Below are 20,572 nucleotides of genomic sequence, written 5' to 3' on the forward strand. Positions count from 1 at the left end.
GCTGTGTCCGCGGTCAGCCCGCGGCGGCCGTCGCGAGGTGGCGGGCCAGGGCTGCCGGGGTGGGGTGGTCGAAGACCGCGGCCGGGGTGAGGTCGATCCCGGTGTGGTCGCGGACGACGGTGGCGAGTTCGAGCACGGTCATCGAGGTGAAGCCCAGGTCGAGCAGGTTGCTCTCCGGTGACACCGGCGCGGTCCCCAACAGGGACTGGGCCTGCGCGGTGAGCAGCGAGACGGCCAGTTCCTCCCGGTCGGCGGGGGAGCGGTCGGTGAAGCGGCGGCGGAACTCGTCGGCGCGGTCGGCGTACTGCTCGGAGCGGGTACCGGCGGCAGGCGAGACGACACTGGGGGCGGTGGTGACCGCGGCGAGCAGCCGGGCCGCGCGCGGGTCGGCGGTCGCGGCGACCTCGTCCCAGTCGACGTCGGCGACGATCAGGGACGCCGCGCCGCCGTGCCACGGGAGGCGGTCGAACACCAGGTCCGGGTGGACGGCGTGATCCGCGGGCTGGTCGGACCAGGGACCCCACACGACGGTGAGCGCGGGCCGATCGACAGGGTCCGCCCAGCCGCGCAGCAGGTCGGTCAGGCGGGCGAACACCACGAGCGAGCAGTCCGCCGGCAGGTCCGGCACCCAGCCGCCCGCGCAGATCAGCGTCCGGCAGTGCACCGCCTCCAGCGCTGCGGCCAGGTCGGGTACCACGGTCACACCGGGCTCCGACCCGGCGTCCGCGACCAGGACGACGTCGGGCACACCGCGGCGCGCCAGCCACCGGGCGACGCGCACCCCGAGACCGCCCGCGTCCCCGAGCACCACGACTCCACCGTCCGGCGGCGGCGTCGGCTCCGGAGGCCCGACCGGTTCGATGCGGCGGGCCACGATCCCCGCCGGTCGCAGCGCGACATCGTGCTCGCCGGTCGCGCCGGACAGCACCCGGGCCACCCGCGCCCGCCCGGTGGCGTCCAGCTCATCGGGTACCTCGATCACCCCGGTCGCGCCGTGCGTGGGCCCGGTCGACCACACCGGCACCCTGGCCGCCACCAGTCCGGCCGCCAACACGGCGGAACCGACACACACCACCCCGGTCACAGACTCGTCCACCGCGTCGGCCACACCGTCCGCGCCACCGTCCGCAGCGACTGCCACGACCTTGCCGCCGTGCTCGGTGATCGCCTCGACGATCCCCGGGTGCCGCCCCACGACCAACCAGGTCCCGCGCAGGGTCGCCGGGCCGTCCGGGACCGGGCGCAGGCCGAGCCGGTGCCAGTGCCGCCGCTGCCGCCGCCACGAGGACAGGGCAGGCAGGAGCTTGGCCAGGGCGCCGCCGTCGACCCGCAGCGCGGCCGCGATGGACTCCCGGTCGCCCGACTCGACCGCCGACCAGAACCAGTCGTCCGCGGTGGCCCGGTCGGCCGGGTCGAGCCAGTAGTGGTCGCGTTCGAACGGGTAGGTCGGCAGGTCGACCCGCCGGGAACCGGGTGGGAAGGCGGCGGCGACGGTCACGGCGTGCCCGTCGACGTACAGCCTGCCCAGCGCCGTGGCCGCGGTGAGTCGTTCGGACCTTCCGCGCTTGAGCAGCGGCACCAGCGTGGTCGACCTGTCGTGCGCGAGGCAGTCGTGCGCCATCGGTGTCAGCACCGCGTCCGGGCCGAGTTCGACGAACGTGCGCACGCCGCGGGCGTGCAGGGCGGTGATCCCGGCGGCGAACCGGACTGTCCCGAGCAGGTGGTCCGCCCAGTAGTCCGGGTCGGTCAGCGACTCGGCCGGTTCCCCGGTGAGCGTGGAGATCACCGGGACAGCGGGTGCGGTGAACCGGAGTCCGCGGGCCACCTCGGCCAACTCCGCCGCCGCGGGCCGCATCAGCGGCGAGTGGAAGGCGTGGCTGACGGTGAGCCGCCGGGTCTTGCGGCCCTGACCGGACAGGATCCGCTCCAGCTCGTCGATCGAGTCCCGACCGCCGGACAACACCACCGCCGCCGGACCGTTCACCGCCGCGATCCCGACGTCGGCCCGACCGGCGATCAACGGCAGGACCGCCTCCTCGGTGGCGCGCACGGACAGCATCGCCCCGGCCGTGGACAACGCCTGCATCACCCGACCCCGGGCGGCGACCAGCGTGGCCGCGTCCGGCAGCGACAGCACGCCCGCCACGTGTGCGGCGACCAGTTCGCCCACCGAGTGACCGGTGACGAAGTCCGGGCGCAGGCCCCACGACTCGACCAGCCGGTACAGCGCGGTCTCCACCGCGAACAGGGCGGTCTGGGTGTACTGGGTCTGGTTGAGCGCGTCCGCGTCGGTCCACATCACCTCGTGCAGCGGGCGCTCCAGCAGCGGGTCGAGGTGCGCGCACACCTCGTCGAGCGCGTCGGCGAACACCGGGAACGTCCCGGCCAGTTGTCTGCCCATGCCGAGCCGTTGGGACCCCTGGCCGGTGAACATGACCGCGGTGGCGCCGGTGGTCGCCGCCGTGCCGCGCAGCACGGCGGCGGAGGTCTCCCCGGCGGCCAGCGCCTTGAGCCCGAGCACGAACTCCTCGTGCTGCTCGGCCACGATCGCCGCCCGGTGCCGGAACGTGGACCTGGTGGCGGCCAGCGAGTAACCGGTGTCGCCGGGCTGTTCGTCCACAACGGACAGCAGTTGGCCCGCCCGCGCGGCCAGTGCCGCGGGCGTCTTCGCCGAGATCACCCACGGTCCGGCGACCGGGCGCGCGGAGCGGGGCTGCTCGGCCGCGACCGCCGGGGGTTCCTCGACGATCACGTGCGCGTTGGTGCCGGAGATGCCGAACGAGGAGACCCCGGCCCGCCGTGGTCGCTCGCCCGCGGGCCACGGCACCGCCTCGGTCAACAGCGCCACCCCGCCGGACGCCCAGTCGACGTGCGGGCTCGGCGCGTCGACGTGCAGGGTCTTCGGCAGGGTGTGGTGCCGCATCGCCATGATCATCTTCATGATGCCCGCGACCCCGGCGGCGGCCTGGGTGTGCCCGATGTTCGACTTGACCGACCCCAACCAGAGCGGGCGCCCGCGGTCCCGGCCGTAAGTCGCCAGCAGTGCCCGCGCCTCGATCGGGTCGCCGAGGGTGGTCCCGGTGCCGTGCGCCTCCACGGTGTCGACCTGGTCGGCACCGATGCGGGCGGCCGCGAGCGCCTGCCGGATCACCCGCTCCTGGGCGGGGCCGCTCGGTGCGGTGAGCCCGTTGGAGGCGCCGTCGGAGTTGACCGCGGTCCCGCTGATCACCCCCCACACCCGGTGGCCCAGCCGCCGCGCGTCGGAAAGCCGCTCCAGCAGCAGCAACCCCACGCCCTCACCCCAGCCGGTGCCGTCGGCGGACGCGGCGAACGACTTGCACCGACCGTCCGGCGCGAGCCCCCGCTGCCTGCTGAACTCCACGAACACGTGCGGCGATGCCATCACCGTCACACCGCCCGCAACGGCCAGCCCGCACTCCCGCCCGCGCAGCGCGTTCGCGGCCAGGTGCACCGCGACCAGCGACGACGAGCACGCCGTGTCGATGGTGACCGCGGGCCCCTCCAGGCCAAGCGCGTACGAGACGCGACCGGAGGCGATCGAGCCCGCGCTGCCGGTGCCCAACGATCCCTCGTGCTCCGGCGGCACGTGCCCGAGCCGGGTCGCGTAGTCGCCGTACATCACGCCGGTGAACACCCCGGTCCGACTGCCGCGCAACGACACCGGGTCGATGCAGGCGCGTTCGACCACCTCCCAGGTGGTCTCCAGCAGCAGCCGCTGCTGCGGGTCGACGGTGACCGCCTCGCGCGGGCTGATCCCGAAGAACGCCGGGTCGAACTGGGCGGCGTCGTGCAGGAACCCGCCGCGCCTGCTGTAGGTGTGGCCGAGCCGGGTCGGGTCCGGGTCGTAGAGTTCGTCGACGTTCCAGCCACGGTCGCGCGGGAACTCGGTGGTCGCGTCCCGCCCCTCGGCCACCAGCCGCCACAGGTCCTCCGGCGACCGCACACCCCCGGGGTAGCGGCAGGCCATGCCGACGACCGCGATGGGCTCCTCGGCGGCCGCGGTCAACTCGCGGTTGCGCCTGCGCAGCCGCTCGGTCTCCTTGAGCGCCGAGCGCAGCGCGCTGACCAGCTTGTCCTGGTCCTTGGCCGTCGTCATCTCAGACTCCATCCGTGAGGGCCACCTGGTCGGCCCGGTCATCCCCGGTGTCGCTCTCGTTCTCGTCGAGTGCCAGCCGCACCAGCGCGTCCACCGTCATCAGCTCGATCTCCTCGGGTTCGGCGTCGTCCGGCCCGGTCGGGGCGGGGCCGTCGAACCCGGCCAGGCGCAGCAGCGGGTCCAGCAGACCGGCGTCGCGCAGCCGGGCCAGCGGGATCGACGCGACGGCGTGCCGCAGGACGTCCTCGTCGGGGCGTTCGGCCGCCGGGACCAGTTCGTCGTGCAGGTGTTCGGCGAGGGCGAGCGGGGTCGGGTGGTCGAACACCAGCGTCGCCGGGAGGGCCAGTCCGGTCCGGGCGACCAGCCGGTTGCGCAGCTCGACCGCGGTGAGCGAGTCGAACCCGAGGTCGCCGAACGCCTGCTCGGGTTCCACGGCGCCGCTTCCCGCGTGTCCGAGCACGGTCGCGACCTGTTCGACCACGAACTCCACCACCGTCTTGCGCCGGGCGACCTCCGGTAGCCCGGCCAGTTGCCGCGCCAACGCGTTCGCGTCGACCGACCCGGTGCCGCGGCTGGAAGGGGTGACCAGGTCGCGCAGTACCGCGGGCAGCGCACCGCTGTCGGCGTGCCCGCGCAGCCGGGCGGGATCGATGGCGGTGAGCACCGGAACCGGTTCACCGTCCACCATCGCGGTGTCCAACAAGGACAGTGCTAGATCCGTTGGCATCGCGGCGAACCCGTCGAGGGACCGTTGCGCGTCGACCGCGCCGCCGGTGCCCTCCGCCCAGATCCCCCACGCGACGGAGGTCGCGGGCAGGCCGGTCGCGACGCGGTGGCGGGCCAGGGCGTCGAGGAAGGCGTTCGCGGCGGCGTAGTTGGCCTGGCCCGGGTTGCCCAGGGTGGCCGTCGCCGAGGAGTACAGGACGAACGCGCGCAGGTCGAGGTCCCGGGTCAGGTCGTGCAGGTGCCACGCGGCGTCGACCTTCGGGCGGAGCACGGTGGTGAACCGGTCGGCGGTGAGGTTGCCGAGCAGTCCGTCGTCGAGCACACCCGCGGTGTGGAAGACCGCGGTCAGCGGGTGCGCCGCCGGGATCGCGGCCAGTAGGCCCGCCAGCGCGTCCCGGTCGGCGGTGTCACAGGCAGCCACGGTCACGGTCGCGCCGTGCCCGGTCAGTTCGGCGCCGAGTTTCGCCGCGCCTGGCGCGTCCGGACCGCGCCTGCCTGCCAGGACCAGGTGCCGCACGCCGTGCGCGGTGACCAGGTGGCGGGCCAGGACCGCGCCCAGGGTCCCGGTGCCGCCGGTGATCAACACCGTGCCGTCCGGGTCGAACTCCGGCTCGGCGTCAGGGGCGGGCTGGGCGCGGACCAGCCGGGGCACCCTGGCCGTGTCGCCGTGCAGCGCCAGTTGCGGTTCGCCGGTGGCGATCGCCCGGTGCAGCAGCGGGTTCGCCGGGTCGTCGACCTCGATGACGGTGAACCGGCCTGGGTGCTCGGTCTGCGCCGCCCGCACCAGACCCCACACGGGAGCCGCCGTGAGCTCGTGCTTCCGCTCAGTCAGCAGAACCAGCCTGGTCCCGGTGAACCGGGGATCGGCCAGCCAGCGCTGCAGGACGTCGAGCACGCGCAACGCTGTGGAGTTGGCGGCGGTGTGGACGGCTTCGGCGACATCGCCGGGCGCGGGCGCGCACGGCAGCACCACGACGTCCGGGACCGGATCGCGCAGGTCGAGGTCGGGGCCGACGAAGATCGACGTGACGCCGGTCGGCTCGGGCAGCGGGATCTCGGTCCAGTCGAGCCGGTACCGGGAGCGGTCCGCGCCCGCCGCGCGCAGTTGAGCCGGGTCGAGCGGGCGCAACGTCAGCCGCGCGATCGTGAAGACCGGGTCGCCGTCGGCGTTGGTGGCGTGCACCGAGACCGAGGTCTCGGTGGTCCACGACAGCCGGACGAGCAGGTCGGTGGCCGCGTTCCCGTGCCAGGTGATCCCGTTCCACCCGAACGGGACGAGAACCCGGTCGGTCGGGGTGGACGTCGAACCGAGGACGAGCGCGTGCAGGGTGGCGTCCAGCAGCGCGGGGTGGATGCCGTACCCGGCGTCGTCGACTCCGTCGGGCAGGCGGACCTCGGCGTAGACCGTGTCACCCTGCCGCCACGCGGCCCGCACACCCCGGAAGGCCTCGCCGTAGTGGTAGCCGAGGTCGGTGAGCTTGTCGTAGACCTCGTCCATCCCGACCGGAACGGCGTCAGCGGGTCGATCCGCCGTGGGCGCCGCAGGTCCCGGGTCTGCGCCGAGCACACCGGAGGCATGCCTGGTCCAGGGCTGGTCGCTGCCAGCCCGGGAGTGCACGGTGACCCGACGCCGACCGGTGTGGTCCGGCGCGGCCACGGCCACCTGCAGCCGGGTGTCGGTCTGGTCGGGCAACGGGAGCGGGGCCTCCAGGGTCAGTTCCTCGACCTGGCCGCTCCCGGTCAACCGGGCCGCATGCAGCACGCATTCGACGAACGCGGCACCGGGCAACAGCACGGTGTCGGCTATCGCGTGCCCGGTGAGCCACGTGTGCCCGCGGGTCCCGACCACGCCGGTGAGCACCAGGTCATCGGACTCGGCGACGTCCACGACGCCCGCGAGCAGGGGGTGCCCGGTGCCCGAGATGCCCGCCTTGTCGACGACGGCCGCGGGCGTCTCCAGCCAGTACCGCTGCCGCTGGAAGGCGTAGGTCGGCAACGCCGCGGCGCGCGCCCCGGGGAAGACCGCGTCCCAGTCGACCTCGCCGCCGCGCGCGTGCACGTGGCCCACGGCGGTGACCAGGGTCGTCACCTCGGGGCGGGCGCGGCGCAGCGTCGGGACGAACCGGGTACCGGTGCCCAGGCATTCGATGCCCATCGAGGTCAGCACCGCGTCCGGGCCCAGCTCGACGCAGGTGGTCACACCCCGGTCGCCGAGCACCCGGACGGCGTCCAGGAACCGCACCGGCGCACTCGCGTGCCGCACCCAGTACTCCGGCGAGCACACCTCGTCCGCGCCGAGCTCCCGTCCATCCACTGTGGACACGATGGGGATGGCGGGCGGCGCGAATTCGAGCTCGGCCACGACCGCCCGGTAGTCGTCGAGCACGGGGGCCATCAGCGGTGAGTGGAACGCGTGGCTGGTCGCCAGCCGCTTGGTCCGCCTGCCCGTGCCCGCCAGGGTCGCCGCGATCTCGGTGACCGCGCTCTCGACGCCGGACAACACGACCGCCGTGGGCCCGTTCACCGCCGCGATCCCGCACTCGGCTTCCCGGCGCGCCAGCAGCGGCAGCACCTCGGCCTCGGCGGCCTGGACGGCGATCATCACCCCGCCCGCGGGCAGCGCCTGCATCAGCCTGCCCCGGGCCGTCACCAGTCGGGCGGCACCCGGCAGCGACAGCACACCGGCCACGTGGGCGGCGGCGATCTCGCCGACCGAGTGACCGACCAGGTGATCGGGCCGGATGCCCCAGGAGGTCAGCAGCCGGAACAGGGCAACCTCGACGGCGAACAACGCGGGCTGGGCGAACTCGGTCCGGTCCAGCGCCGCGGGATCATCGGCGATGACCCCGGCCAACGGTCGGGGCAGGTGCCGGTCGAGTTCGGCGCAGACCTCGTCGAACGCGGCGGCGAACACCGGGAACACCCGGAGCCGCGCACCCATCCGCTGCCGCTGGCTGCCCTGACCGGTGAACAGGAACGCGGTCGCACCGGCGGTGACCTCGTCCCGGATGGTGGCCGCGCCGCCGGTGGCCAGGGCGTCCAAGCCGGTCAGCAACTCGGCACCGTCGCCCACCAGTACCGCGCGCCGGTCGAACCCGGTGCGGGTGGTCGCCAGCGAGTACGCCACGTCCAGCGGTGACAAGTCGGTGCTGCGCAGGTGTTCGCGCAACTGCGCGGCCTGGGCGCGCAAGGCCGCCTCGGTCTTGCCCGAGAGCACCCACGGCACGACCGGGAGCGCCTCGGCAGGTTCCCGAACCTTGACCGCGGGCGGTTCCTCGATGATCAGGTGGGCGTTGGTGCCGCTGATGCCGAACGAGGACACGGCCGCTCGACGGGGCCGCTCACCCGGTTCCCACGGCGCGGCCTCGGTGAGCAGGGACACCGCGCCCGACGCCCAGTCGACGTGCGGGCTCGGCGCGTCGACGTGCAGGGTCTTGGGCAGCGTGTGGTGCCGCATCGCCATGATCATCTTCATGATGCCCGCGACCCCGGCGGCGGCCTGGGTGTGCCCGATGTTCGACTTGACCGAGCCGAGCCGCAGTGGACGATCGCGGTGCTTGCCGTAGGTGGCCAGTAGTGCCTGGGCCTCGATCGGGTCGCCGAGCGTGGTTCCCGTGCCGTGCGCCTCCACTGCATCGATGTCCGCAGTGGACAGTCGAGCGTCGGCCAACGCCTGCTGGATCACGCGTTCCTGCGCCGGGCCGTTGGGCGCGGTGAGCCCGTTGGAGGCGCCGTCCTGGTTGATCGCGCTGCCGCGGATGACCGCGAGGACCGGGTGGTTGTCCCGCTGGGCGTCGGACAGCCGCTCCAGCAACAGCATCCCGGCGCCCTCGGCCCAGCCGGTGCCGTCCGCGGTGGCGGCGAAGGACTTGCAGCGCCCGTCGAACGAGAGCCCGCGCTGCCTGCTGAACTCGACGAACAGTTGCGGCGTCGCCATCAGAGTCACCCCGCCCGCGAGCGCGAACCGGCAGTCGTGGTCACGCAGGGCGCGCACCGCGAGGTGGGTCGCCACCAGTGACGACGAGCAGGCGGTGTCGATGGTCAACGCGGGCCCGCGCAGGCCGAGCGCGTAGGCGATCCGACCGGAGGCGACCGAGGCGGCGCTACCCGTGCCGATCAGGCCCTCGTACTCGGGCGGGATCGGGTTGATCCGGGCGGCGTAGTCGTTGTACATCACTCCCGTGTAGACACCGGTTTGGCTGCCGCGCAGCGCTGCGGGGGTGATGCCCGCGCGCTCGACAGCCTCCCACGCCGTCTCCAGCAGCAACCGCTGTTGCGGGTCGGTGGCCAGCGCCTCACGCGGGCTCATCCCCCAGAAAGCGGCGTCGAACCGGTCCGCGTCCCGCAGGAACCCGCCGTTGCGGGTGTAGACGGTGCCGTGGTGGTCGGGATCGGGGTGGTAGAGGGCGTCGAGGTCCCAGCCCCGGTCGGTGGGGAAGTCGCCGACCGCGTCAACGCCATCGGCGACCAGCCGCCACAGGTCCTCCGGAGTCCGCACCCCGCCCGGGTAGCGGCAGGCCATGCCGACGATCGCGATCGGCTCGTCGGTGCGCGTCACGGTCACCGTTGCCGCGTTCGCGGTGGGGGTGCCGACGAGTTGGGCCAGCAGGTGTTCGGTGAGTGCCGTGGGGCTGGGGTGGTCGAAGACGGTGGTCGCGGGGAGCCGCAGGCCGGTCGCGGTGTTCAGCCGGTTGCGCAGTTCGACGGCGGTCAGCGAGTCGAACCCGAGTTCCTTGAAGGCCCGGGTCGGTTCGACCAGGTCTGGGTCGGTGTGCCCCAGCACGGCCGCGATCTGCGCGCGTACCAGGTCGAGCACGATCCGCTGCCGCTCGGCCGGTGGCTCGCCCGCGAGCCTGCCCTTGATCCCCGTCGCGGTGCCCGCCGTGGCCGCTTGCCGGGGTGGGGTTCGCACGAGTCCGCGCAGGACCACCGGCACCGCGTCTGCCTTGGCGCGTTCGCGCAGCGCGGCCAGGTCCAGGTGCGCGGGCACGACGTGCGGCAGGTCCAGGGCGAGAGCGGTGTCGAGCAGGGCCAAAGCGGCCTCGGTCGGCATCGGCGCGATCCCGCCGCGGGCGAGCCTGGACCGGTCGACGTCCCCGGTGAGCGCGCTGTCCGCCTGCCACAGGCCCCAGGCGAGCGAGGTCGCCCGACGGCCGCCGGACCGGCGGTGGTGCGCGAGGGCGTCGAGGAACGCGTTCGCCGCCGAGTAGTTCGCCTGGCCGGGGCTGCCGAGGGTGGCCGCGGCGGAGGAGTACAGCACGAACGCCGCGAGGTCGAGGTGCGCGGTCAGCTCGTGCAGGTGCCAGGCGGCGTCGACCTTGGGGCGCAGCACGGTGGTCAGACCGTCGTCGGTGATGGAGCCGACCGCGCCGTCGTCGAGGACGCCCGCCGCGTGGAAGACCGCGGTGAGCGGGTGCTCGGGCGGGATCGCGTCGAGGACACCGGCCAGTTGGTCCCGGTCGGACACATCGCAGCGGACAACCGTGATCTCGGCGTCCAGTGTGGTCAGTTCGGCCGCCCCCGGCGCGTCCGGACCCTGGCGGCTGACGAGCAGGAGATGCCGGGCACCCCGCGCGACCAGGTGCCGGGCCAGCACGCGACCCAGGACGCCGGTTCCGCCGGTGATCAGCACGGTCCCGTCGAACGAGGGCGGCTCGACGGCCGGTGGCGTCGCGTGCGCGAGCCGGGGGACGAACGCCGTCCCGTTCCGCAGGGCGATCTGCGGCTCGGCCGAGGCGACCGCGGCGGCGATCGCGGCCGGGTCCGAGGTGTCGGCGTCGAGGAGGGTGAACTGGTCGGGGTGCTCGGTCTGGGCCGACCGCAGCAGACCCCACACGGCCGCGGCGGCCAGGTCCTCGACATCCGACCCCACCGGGACCGCGCCCCGGGTCAGCACAACGAGCCGGGAGTCGACCAGGCGCTCATCCGCCAACCACCGCCGCACCAGCCGCAGGACGTCCCTGGTTGCCCGGTGGGTCTCCTCGACCACGTCCTCGCCCGATGTCCTGATGGGAGCGAACACCACCGGTGGCCGGGCTTGCGCCACCGCTGCGAAGTCGCCGTCGAGCGTGACCCAGTCCGCGCTCGGCTCGGCCTGCCGCAGGGGCGACTCGGCCCAGGTGAGGTGCAACGGCGGTTGGCTGCTCACCGGGCTGTCCACGGTGATCGCTCGGGTGTGCAGCCCGCCGATGGTGACGACGGGGGAGTTGGCGTTGTCCAGGATCGTGACGCTCGTGGTCGCACCGGTGGTGACGATCGCCCTGGCCGTGACCGCCCCTACCGCGTGCAGCGCGATCTCGGTGCAGCTGAACGGAAGTCTGGCCTCGGTCGAGTCCGCCATGAGCGGGAGCAGTTGCAGTGCGGCGTCCAGCAGGGCCGGGTGCACGCTGTGGCCGCCGACCTCGGTGTCCTCGGGCAGGGCGAGGTCGGCGTAGACCTGGTCACCCAGGCGCCAGGCCGCGCGCAGCCCTTGGAACGTCGGACCGTACTCGTAGCCGCGTTCGGCAAGCCGGTCGTAGGCATCGGTGAGATCCAGCGCAGCGGCCCCCTGTGGCGGCCAGTGGGCCGGGGTGGTGACCGGCGGTGCTCCGGCGATCAACGTCGCGGACGCGTGCAGTGCCCACGGCCGGTCGTCGGTGGTAGGTCGCGAGTGGACGGTGACCGTGTGGTCGTCGCGGACCGTGACCTGTAGCTGGACCGGACCGATGAGGACGAGTGGGGCGTGCAGGGTGATCTCGTCGATCACCTGGTGCGAGCCGTGCCGGATCGCCGCGTGCAGCACCAGGTCCACGAACGCGGCCGCGGGCAGCAGCGGCGTCCCGTTCACCGCGTGGTCGGCCAGCCAGGGATGGGTTGCGGTGCCGATGTGTCCGGTGAGGACGGTCGAGGTCCCGTCGGCGAGGGTGATCGCGCCGCCCAGCAGCGGGTGCTCGGCCGCGGCGAGCCCCAGCCGCCCGGGATCGGCCGCCCCGGCCGGGGCGGTCAGCCAGTAGTTGCGGTGCTGGAATGGGTAGGTGGGAAGGTCGACGTGCCTGCCGCCGGGGAAGACGGGGAGCCAGTCGACGGGCGCGCCGTGGACGTGGGCCTCGGTGAGGGCGGTGATGAACTGGCGCAGGTCGCCTTGGTCGCGGCGCAGCGTGCCCAGGGCGGTCGCGGTGTCGATACCACCGGTCAGCACCGGGTGCGGGCTGGTCTCGACGAACAGCGAGTGCCCGGACTTGACGATGGCGTCGACGGTTGTCTGGAACCGCACGGGATTGCGCAGGTTCTGGAACCAGTAGTCGGCCGTCAGCCGGGTGGTGTCGAGCAGTTCCCCGGTGAGGGTGGAGAAGAAGGGGGTGTCTGCCCGCGTCGGCGTGATGTCGAGCGCGGCGAGCAGCGGCTCCCGCAACGGTTCCATGTGCGGGGTGTGCGACGCGTAGTCGACGGGGATGATCCGCGCCCGCACCTCGCGTGACTCGTACCAGCCGTGCAGGTGCCGCAGTTCGTCGGCGTTCCCCGCGACGACGGTGGCCGCAGGCCCGTTGATCGCGGCGAGGTGCAGGTCGTCGTACTCGGCGATGTCGTCGCGGACCCGGTCCGCCGGGAGGGCGATCGACATCATGCCGCCGCCGGTGATCGCGGTGATCGCCTGTGACCGCAGGGCGACGACCTTCGCGGAGTCGGCCAGGGTGAGCGCGCCCGCGATGTGCGCGGCGGCGATCTCGCCCTGGGAGTGGCCGATGACGGCGGCGGGTCGCACGCCGTGGCTCTCCCAGAGCCGGGCGAGCGAGATCATCATCGCCCACAGCGCCGGTTGCACCACGTCAACGCGGTCGAGGGTGGGCGCGTCGGGGGCACCGAGCAGGACGTCGACCAGCGACCAGTCGGTGTGCGGGGACAAGGCTTCGGCGCACGCGTCCAGGTGCTGGGCGAACACGGGTGATTCCCGGTAGAGGTCGACCGCCATGCGTTCCCACTGCGAACCCTGACCGGGGAACACGAACACCGGCCGTGCCTCCGCCCCCGCAACTGCCGTGACCACGTTCCCGGCGGGTCGGCCATTGGCCACCGAGGCAAGTCCCGCGCGGAATTCCGCCCACGAGCCGCCCACCACCGCGGCCCGGTACGCGAACCTGGTTCGGCTTGTCGCCAGGGCGAACCCGATATCCGACGGGTGGGTCTCCGGCAGGTCGAGCAGCCGCCGCGCCTGATCGCGCACCGCCTCGGCCGTCCGCCCGGACAGCACCCACGGCACCGCACCCCCGGCGAGCTCCCGATTGGCGAGCTCCGGAGTCGCGGGGTCTTCGGCAGGTGGCTCTTCGAGGATGACGTGGGCGTTGGTGCCGGAGATCCCGAACGAGGACACCCCGGCCCGCCGTGGTTGCCCGCCCGCCCGCCACGGGCTCGGGTCGGTAAGCAGGCCGATGGCGCCGCTCGTCCAGTCGACGTGCGGGGTGGGGGTGTCCACGTGCAGCGTCCTGGGCAGGATGCCGTGCCGCATTGCCATGATCATCTTGATCACCCCGGCGACGCCCGCGGCGGCCTGGGTGTGCCCGATGTTGGACTTGATCGAGCCGAGCCGCAGCGGCCGATCCCGGTCCCGGCCGTAGGTGTTCAGCAGCGCCTGCGCCTCGATCGGGTCGCCGAGTGTCGTGCCGGTGCCGTGCGCTTCGACCGCGTCGATGTCCGTTGTGGACAGTTGGGCGTCGGCGAGCGCCTGCTGGATGACCTTCTCCTGCGCGGGTCCGTTCGGCGCGGTGAGGCCGTTGGACGCCCCGTCCTGGTTGACCGCGCTGCCCCGGATCACGGCGAGCACCGGGTGCCCGTTGCGCCGCGCGTCCGAGAGCCGTTCCACCAGCAGCACCCCGGCGCCCTCGGCGAAGCCCGCCCCGTCGGCCGCTCCCGCGAACGACTTGCACCGGCCGTCCGGCGCCAACCCCCGCTGGCGGCTGAACTCCACGAACAGGCTCGGCGTCGGCATGACCGTCGCCCCGCCCGCCAGCGCCAGGTCGCACTCCCGCTCGCGCAGCGACCGCACCGCCAAGTGCAGCGCGACCAGCGACGAGGAGCACGCCGTGTCCACGGTCAGCGCCGGGCCTTCCAACCCGAGTGTGTAGGACACCCGACCGGACGCCACGCTGGTCGTGTTGCCGGTCAGGAAGTAGCCGTCCGTCGCCTCGGACACCCCGGGCGCGTACTGGTTGTAGATGACACCGGTGAACACCCCGGTTCGGCTGCCGCGCAACGACTCCGGCACGATCCCGGCCCGTTCCACCGCCTCCCAGGCGGTCTCCAGCAGCAGCCGCTGCTGCGGGTCGGTCGCCACCGCCTCGCGCGGGCTGATCTCGAAGAACGCCGGGTCGAACGCGCCCGCGTCGGACAGGAACCCGCCGGTCCTGGCGTAGCTGGTGCCCGGGTGGTCCGGGTCGGGGTGGTAGAGCCCGGCCGGGTCCCAGCCCCGGTCGGTCGGGAACGCGCCGATGGCGTCGGTCCCGTCGGCGACCAGCCGCCACAGGCCCTCCGGGTCGCGGACCCCGCCCGGGTAGCGGCACGCCATCGCGACGACCGCGATCGGTTCGTGCGCGGCGGACTCCACCCTGGCCAACTGCTGCCGGGTCCGGCGCAGCTCCGCGGTCGTCCACTTGAGGTAGTCGACCAGGCGGGTCTCATCCGGTTGCCTGTCATCGGTCATCGCGTCCCTCTTCCCCGGGTGCGCACGGCGAACGGGTCCCGCGCCGCGGCGGCGTGGCCGCGGCGCGAGCGCAACGGCCATCGTCGGCGCGGTGCCTAAAGGCTGTCCTAGGGCCTGCCGGCGGGCCCAGCGGGCAAGGCCGCCTTTAGCGGCTCTTTGCGGCCCGCCCCGACGATTGCCCCGTCACGCGCCGACCCGACCGCGGCGCGTTCCCAGACCTGCCGGAAGGACCGCGATGGCCGAGATCAACCTGGCCGCGGTGGGCACCGCGCTGCCGGGGCCGCCGATCGACAACGCGCGCCTCGGCGAGCTGTTCGGCAGCGGCCCGGTGTTCGCCCAGTGGATCGACTCGTTCATCGGCACCAAGACCCGCCACCTCGCCGTCGACCTGGACACCGGGGAGATCACGCACTCGCTGGCCGACCTCGGCGAGAGCGCGGGCCGCCGGGCGCTGGCCGCCGCGGGCCGGACCGCCGCCGACATCGACCTGGTCGTCCTGGGCACCGCGACCCCGGACGCGCTGATGCCCGCGACGGTCAACCTGATCGCCGACCGGCTCGGCATCGACGGCGTGCCGACCTACCAACTGCAGTCCGGTTGCAGCGGCGCTGTGCAGGCGCTGGACATCGCGCACCAGTTGATCACCACCGGCAGGCACCGCACCGCGCTGGTCCTCGGCGGCGACGTGTGCGCCAAGCACGTCGACCTGAGCGTGGACTTCGCCAAGCTGCCGCCAGAGCAGTTGATCAACACCGTGCTGTTCGGGGACGGCGCGGGCGCGGCCGTGCTGACCGGCCTGCCGGTCCCCGACCCGGTCCGGCTGCGGCGGGTGCTGGTCCGGTTCACCGGGCTCAACCGGCCGCCAGGCCAGCGGGTCGAGTGGTTCGGCCTCGGCGACCGGCACCTCGACCTGCCCGCCTTCGCCGAGGACTTCAAGGCGATCGAGGAGTCGGTGCCGGTCATGGCGGGCGAGATCCTGGACGAACTGCTCAAGGACGAGGGCTGGGTCGACACCGACGTCGACTACCTGCTGCCGCCGCAGCTCTCCGTGCGGATGACCGACGAGATCGTGCGCGGCCTCGACCTGCCCGGCGCGCGGGAGATCAGTTGCGTCGCCGACACCGGCAACGCCGCCAACGCGCTGCCGTTCTTCCAACTCGAGCGGTTGCTGCCGGACATGGGCGCCGGGACCCGGGCGGTCGCCATCGCCGTCGAGTCCAGCAAGTGGATCAAGGCCGGGCTGGTGCTCGCCAAGGGGGGTGCCCGGTGACCACGACCACCGACCCGACTGCCCGGCAGCGGTTGCTCGACCTGCACCGCGCGGGCGCGCTGGCCGCGAACTACCCCGCGGTCCGGCGGTTGCTGGCCGAGGTCGACGCCGAGGACCTGGCGCGGTGCGGCCAACTGCTGGCCCGGCTCGACCCGGCCGACGTGCTCGTCGCTCACCCGGAGCAGCCGGTGCTGACCGTCGCCATCACCGGCCACGGCACGGTCGAGCCGCTGGTCCCGCCGCTCACCGCCGAACTGGCCCGGCACGGCCTGCTGCTGCGCCCGCACGTCGCCGACTTCGACAGCTACGTCTTCGACCTGTCCGACCCGGACAGCGCGCTCTACCGGGCCGAACCCGACATCGTGCTCTGCCTGCTCGACCCGCGGGTCGTGTTCGACGAGGTCCCCACCCCGTGGGGACCCGACGACGTCGAACGGGTCTTCGCCGAGAAGCTCGCCCTGATCGAGGGCCTGCTGACCCGGTTCACCGCCACCACCTCCGCGACCCTGGTGCTCAACACGGTCCCGCTGCCCCGCGACCGCGGCGCGCAACTGCTCGACTACCGCTCCCGCGGCAGGCTCGGTGTCGTCTGGCGCGAGGCCAACGCCCGGTTGCTGACCCTGGCCCAGCAGCGGTCGAACCTGGTGGTGATCGACCTCGACCCGCTGATCGCCGAGGGCCCGGCGGCAGTCGACCCCCGGCTCAGCGTCTACGCCGGGGCCCACCTGTCCGCCGAGCTGCTGACCGGCTACGCCAGGGAAGTCGGTCACCTGGCCCGCCAGCTCACCGGTCGCACCAAGAAGGTCCTGGCCCTCGACCTCGACGGCACCCTCTGGGGTGGGATCCTCGCCGAGGACGGCGCGGACGGGATCACCGTCGCCGGTGGGTACGCAGGCGCCGCCTTCGCCGCGTTCCGCGAGCTGGTCAAGCAGATCGGCTCCCAGGGCGTGTTGCTCGCCGTGGTCAGCAAGAACGACGCCGAACCGGTCAGCGCGGTCCTGCGCGAGCACCCCGACCTCGGTCTCACCGAGGACGACTTCGTGCGGGTCGTCGCGAACTGGCTGCCCAAGTCCGACAACCTCCGCGCCCTCGCCGACGCGCTCAACCTCGGCGTCGACAGCTTCGTGTTCGTCGACGACAGCACCTTCGAATGCGGTCTGGTGCGGCACGAACTGCCCGAGGTCGCCGTCGTCCAGGTCGGTACCGACCCGGCGACGCACCTCGGTGCCCTGCTGCGGGACGGCTGGTTCGACACCCGCGCGCTGACCGCCACCGACCGCATCCGGGCCGCGACCTACCGCGCCGAGTTGGCCCGCAGGGACTTGCTGGACAGCTTCGCCACACTCGACGACTACCTGCGGCAACTCGACCTGGAAGTGCGCTTCGCGGCGGCGACGGACGCCGAGGTACCGCGGGTGTCGCAGATGAGCCTGCGCACCAACCAGTTCAACCTGACCACCCAGCGGTGGCAGGAGAACGACGTCCGCGCGGCCCTGGCCGACCCCGCCCGACAGGTGCTGACCATCCGGGTCCGCGACCGGTTCGGCGACAGCGGAATCGTCGGCGTGGTCAGCTACCGCCGAGACGGCGCCGTCGGCCACATCGACAACTTCGTGCTGAGCTGCCGGGTGTTCTCCCGCGGCGTCGAACAGGCATGTCTCTCGGCGCTGCTCGGCCACGCCCGGGAGTCCGGCGTCGAGGCCGTGCAGGGTGTGTACCGGCCCACCGCGAAGAACCACGGCGTCCGCGAGTTCTACCCCCGGCACGGGTTCGAACCGGTCGACGGCCCCGACCCCACCTACCGGCACGACCTCACCCGGATCGCTCCGCCGCCGGACCACGTGCGCCTCGTCCTGGGCGACCCCGTCGACCCGGCCCGCGCTGAAGGGACCCCCGCATGACCGCCGACGAGTTCGTCGACCTGGTGCGCGACGAGTTGGGCCTGGACATCTCCGCCGAGCACCTGGACCGGGGGTTCGACCAGGTCCCCGGCTGGAACTCGATCAACTCGCTGCGGCTGCTCGCGCTGCTGGAGCGGGCGGTCGGCAAGCCGCTGTCGGTGCCGGACCTGCTCTCGGCACCCACCCTCGGCTCGGTGTACGCGCTGGCGGCGGGCGGATGAGCGTCGCGCCGGTCGCCCGGGAACGCAGGCACACCCTCGGTTTCCTCGGCTACGCCCGGTCGTTCGCGCCGGTCTTCCTGGACACCGAGGTCGACATGACCGCCGTCCGCGACCACCGGGACCGCCGGGGCGGGGACACCCGCTACTCGTGGACCACCTACCTGCTGCACGCCGCCGCGCGGGTGCTCGCCGAACACCCCGAGGCCAACTCCGCCATCCGGGGCGGGATCCGGCCCAAGGTCGCCAGGTACGACGCGGTGCACGTCAAGCTGGCCCTGGACAAGCGGCTCGCGGGCCACCGGGTCGTGCTGTCCGCGGTGCTGCCGGACGTGCACACCGCCGGACTAGACGAGATCCAGCGGTCGCTGGCGCACTACCGCGACGGCGACCCGGAGACGATGCCCGAGTTCGCCCGGACCCGGGCGCTGCACCGGCTGCCCCGGCCGCTGGGCGCGCTCGCGTTCAAGGCTGTCTCCCGGTCGTTGCGGGCCCGCGGCCGCACCATGGGCACGCTCGCCGTCAGCTCGCTGGGCCACGCCGCCGTCGACGGGTTCCACTCGGTGGGCGGCACCACGATCACCCTGGGCGTCGGCCGGGTCGTCGAGCGGCCGGTGGTCCGCGACGGCCGGGTCGGCGTCGCGCCGGTGCTGCGGCTCAACCTCGCCTTCGACCACCGCGTGATCGACGGCGCCGAGGCCGCCGACGTGCTCACCGCCATCCGCGACCGGCTGGAGCGCTTCACCGCTGCCGACGGCGAGCCGGAGGTGACCGGGTGAGCAACGACGTTGACGAGCTCAAGCAGTTCGCCTGGCTGCACGCCAAGGCCCAAGGCCTGACCGGCGCCCGCACCGTCCTGGACCGCATCCGCACCGACGACGGCGACGCGCCGGGGGCGTGGACCGGGGAGTGGTCCCGGGCGGCCGACCGGCTGCGCGACCGGGGCGAGACCCTGGCGGCGGTCGGGCACTACACCATGGCCCGTTTCCCCTACGTCGACGGCGAGGCCCGCGCTCAAGCCCAGCGCGACTGCGCGGACTCGTTCGCCGAATGGGCTGCCCCCCGGTCGGTCGAGCGCCTCGACCTCGACGTCGATGGCGCGCGGGTCCGGTGCTGGACCACCGGTCTGTCCGCCCGGCACCGCCGACCGGTCCTGCTGATGTGCGGCGGGATCGTGAGCGTCAAGGAGCAGTGGGGCCCGGCGTTGCCCGCGATCGCCCGCCTCGGTCTGGCCGGGGTCGTCCTGGAGATGCCCGGCGTCGGCGAGAACCCGCTGCGCTACGACGGCGACAGCGCGCGGCTGTTCAGCGCCGTCCTCGACGCCGTCGCCGACCGGGTCGACCCCACCGCGTGCTACCTGCTGGCGTTCAGCTTCAGCGGCCACCTGGCCCTGCGCGCCGCCCTGCGGGACCACCGGATCCGCGGGGTCGTCACCGCGGGCGCCCCCGTCCGGCAGTTCTTCACCGACGCCGGGTGGCGGGCCGCGCTGCCCAGGGTCACCGTCGACACGCTGGCCCACCTGACCGGCTCCCCGGCCGACGGGCTCGGCGAGCTGATGGCGCCGTGGGCGTTGACCGACGACGACCTCGCCGCGCTGGACATCCCGGTCGGCTACGCGGCGAGCGACCGCGACGAGATCATCCCGCCGGGCGACCCGGAACTGGTCCGCACCGGGATCCGTGCGGTCCACCTGGTGCGCGCCGACGACGTGCACGGCTCGCCGCGGCACATCGCGCAAACCCGGCTCTGGGCGGTGCACACCGTCCTGCGGATGCGCGGTGGCCGTCCGGTGCACCGCGCGCTCGTCGGCGCCGCGCTGCGGGCGGCCCGGCTGCGATCCCGGATCGGGTCCCCCCGGCGGGAGTCCCAACGAACAGAGGTGGTGGCGGGTTGAACAAGCGAACACTGGTCGAGGGCATCATCACGCACGCGGCGGCGATCGAGAAGATCGTGCTCGAGCTCGCTCCGGACGCGCCGATCCCGACGTGTCCGGAGTGGACGCTGACCGGTCTGGTCGGGCACCTCGGTCGGATCAACGACGCCGCGCTCAAGAGCCTGGACGCCGACCCGGCGGGCACCTGGCCGCCGTTCGTGCAACCGCCGCAGGACTGGGAGTCGGCGTTCGCGTGGTGGCAGCAGCGCGGCAGCGAGTTCCTGGAGCGGTTGCCCGACCTGGACCCGGCCGCCCCGTCCTGGGTCTTCTCGCCCGGCGCCCCGCGCACCGTCGAGTTCTGGCTGGGCATCATGGCCCACGAGATGGCCCTGCACCGGCTGGACGCCGAGTACGCCCTGCGCGGCGCCGACCAGCCCGACCTGCTCACCTTCGGCTACCAGCCCGACTTCGCCGCCGACGGGGTGCACCGCTTCCTCACCGCGATGATCCCGTCGTTCGTCTCGCACCGGGAGCCGATCGCGGTCACCGGCACGGTGCTGGTGCACGCCCGGGACGTCGACCGGTTCTGGCTGATGCGACTGGTCCCCGACCGCATCCCCGAGGTGACGGTGCCGGACAGCCCCGTCGACGCGGACGTGGTGCTCGCGGGCTCCGCGGAGGGCGTGTACCGCGCGCTGTGGGGCCGCCCGACGACCGCCACCACCACCGGCGACGCCGCCCTGCTCTACGGCGTCCGCGCGCCGTGACCAGCGCCGACCATCCAGGACGGAAAG

At 73.5% G+C, this 20,572-nt stretch carries 7 protein-coding genes and 1 pseudogene; 6 read left to right on the plus strand and 2 right to left on the minus strand.

What is annotated here, in order from left to right; all coding sequences use genetic code 11:
- Positions 1 to 13 precede the first annotated feature (13 nt).
- Positions 14 to 4,090, minus strand: a pseudogene (locus H504_RS0110075) (type I polyketide synthase); the annotation flags it as partial.
- 28 nt (positions 4,091 to 4,118) lie between these two features.
- Positions 4,119 to 14,483, minus strand: a complete 10,365-nt coding sequence (locus tag H504_RS34285; RefSeq protein WP_425394049.1) for an SDR family NAD(P)-dependent oxidoreductase — start codon at positions 14,481 to 14,483, stop codon at positions 4,119 to 4,121.
- A gap of 268 nt (positions 14,484 to 14,751) precedes the next feature.
- On the opposite strand from H504_RS34285, the gene H504_RS0110090 reads away from it, so the two are divergent.
- Genes H504_RS0110090 through H504_RS41920 form a run of 6 tightly spaced genes read left to right on the plus strand, consistent with a single transcriptional unit; the run spans position 14,752 to position 20,545 of the window.
- Positions 14,752 to 15,786 (plus strand): beta-ketoacyl-[acyl-carrier-protein] synthase family protein, encoded by a 1,035-nt coding sequence (locus tag H504_RS0110090; protein ID WP_026422712.1) that lies wholly within the window; start codon positions 14,752 to 14,754, stop codon positions 15,784 to 15,786.
- Positions 15,783 to 17,687, plus strand: a complete 1,905-nt coding sequence (locus tag H504_RS34290; RefSeq protein WP_035303884.1) for an HAD-IIIC family phosphatase — start codon at positions 15,783 to 15,785, stop codon at positions 17,685 to 17,687. Before H504_RS0110090 ends, H504_RS34290 begins: the two co-directional genes overlap by 4 nt.
- Positions 17,684 to 17,908 carry a phosphopantetheine-binding protein gene (locus H504_RS0110100; RefSeq protein WP_026422677.1) on the plus strand — a complete coding sequence of 75 codons (225 nt, stop codon included), beginning with the start codon at positions 17,684 to 17,686 and terminating at the stop codon, positions 17,906 to 17,908. Before H504_RS34290 ends, H504_RS0110100 begins: the two co-directional genes overlap by 4 nt.
- Positions 17,905 to 18,684, plus strand: a complete 780-nt coding sequence (locus H504_RS34295) for a 2-oxo acid dehydrogenase subunit E2 (RefSeq protein WP_035303887.1) — start codon at positions 17,905 to 17,907, stop codon at positions 18,682 to 18,684. The genes H504_RS0110100 and H504_RS34295 overlap by 4 nt, the downstream gene beginning before the upstream one ends.
- Positions 18,681 to 19,799, plus strand: coding sequence for an alpha/beta fold hydrolase (locus H504_RS34300; RefSeq protein ID WP_051385699.1), 1,119 nt, complete (start codon positions 18,681 to 18,683; stop codon positions 19,797 to 19,799). Before H504_RS34295 ends, H504_RS34300 begins: the two co-directional genes overlap by 4 nt.
- Positions 19,796 to 20,545, plus strand: a complete 750-nt coding sequence (locus H504_RS41920; protein WP_051385700.1) for a maleylpyruvate isomerase N-terminal domain-containing protein — start codon at positions 19,796 to 19,798, stop codon at positions 20,543 to 20,545. Before H504_RS34300 ends, H504_RS41920 begins: the two co-directional genes overlap by 4 nt.
- Positions 20,546 to 20,572 lie beyond the last annotated feature (27 nt).

This window comes from Actinokineospora inagensis DSM 44258 (genome assembly GCF_000482865.1).
Taxonomy (GTDB): Bacteria; Actinomycetota; Actinomycetes; order Mycobacteriales; family Pseudonocardiaceae; genus Actinokineospora; species Actinokineospora inagensis.

Bases quoted from the DNA above. Each gene is read 5' to 3' on its own strand.
- H504_RS0110090 (WP_026422712.1), top strand. From the start codon at position 14,752: ATGGCCGAGATCAACCTGGCCGCGGTGGGCACCGCGCTGCCGGGGCCG.
- H504_RS0110100 (WP_026422677.1), top strand. From the start codon at position 17,684: ATGACCGCCGACGAGTTCGTCGACCTGGTGCGCGACGAGTTGGGCCTG.
- H504_RS34295 (WP_035303887.1), top strand. From the start codon at position 17,905: ATGAGCGTCGCGCCGGTCGCCCGGGAACGCAGGCACACCCTCGGTTTC.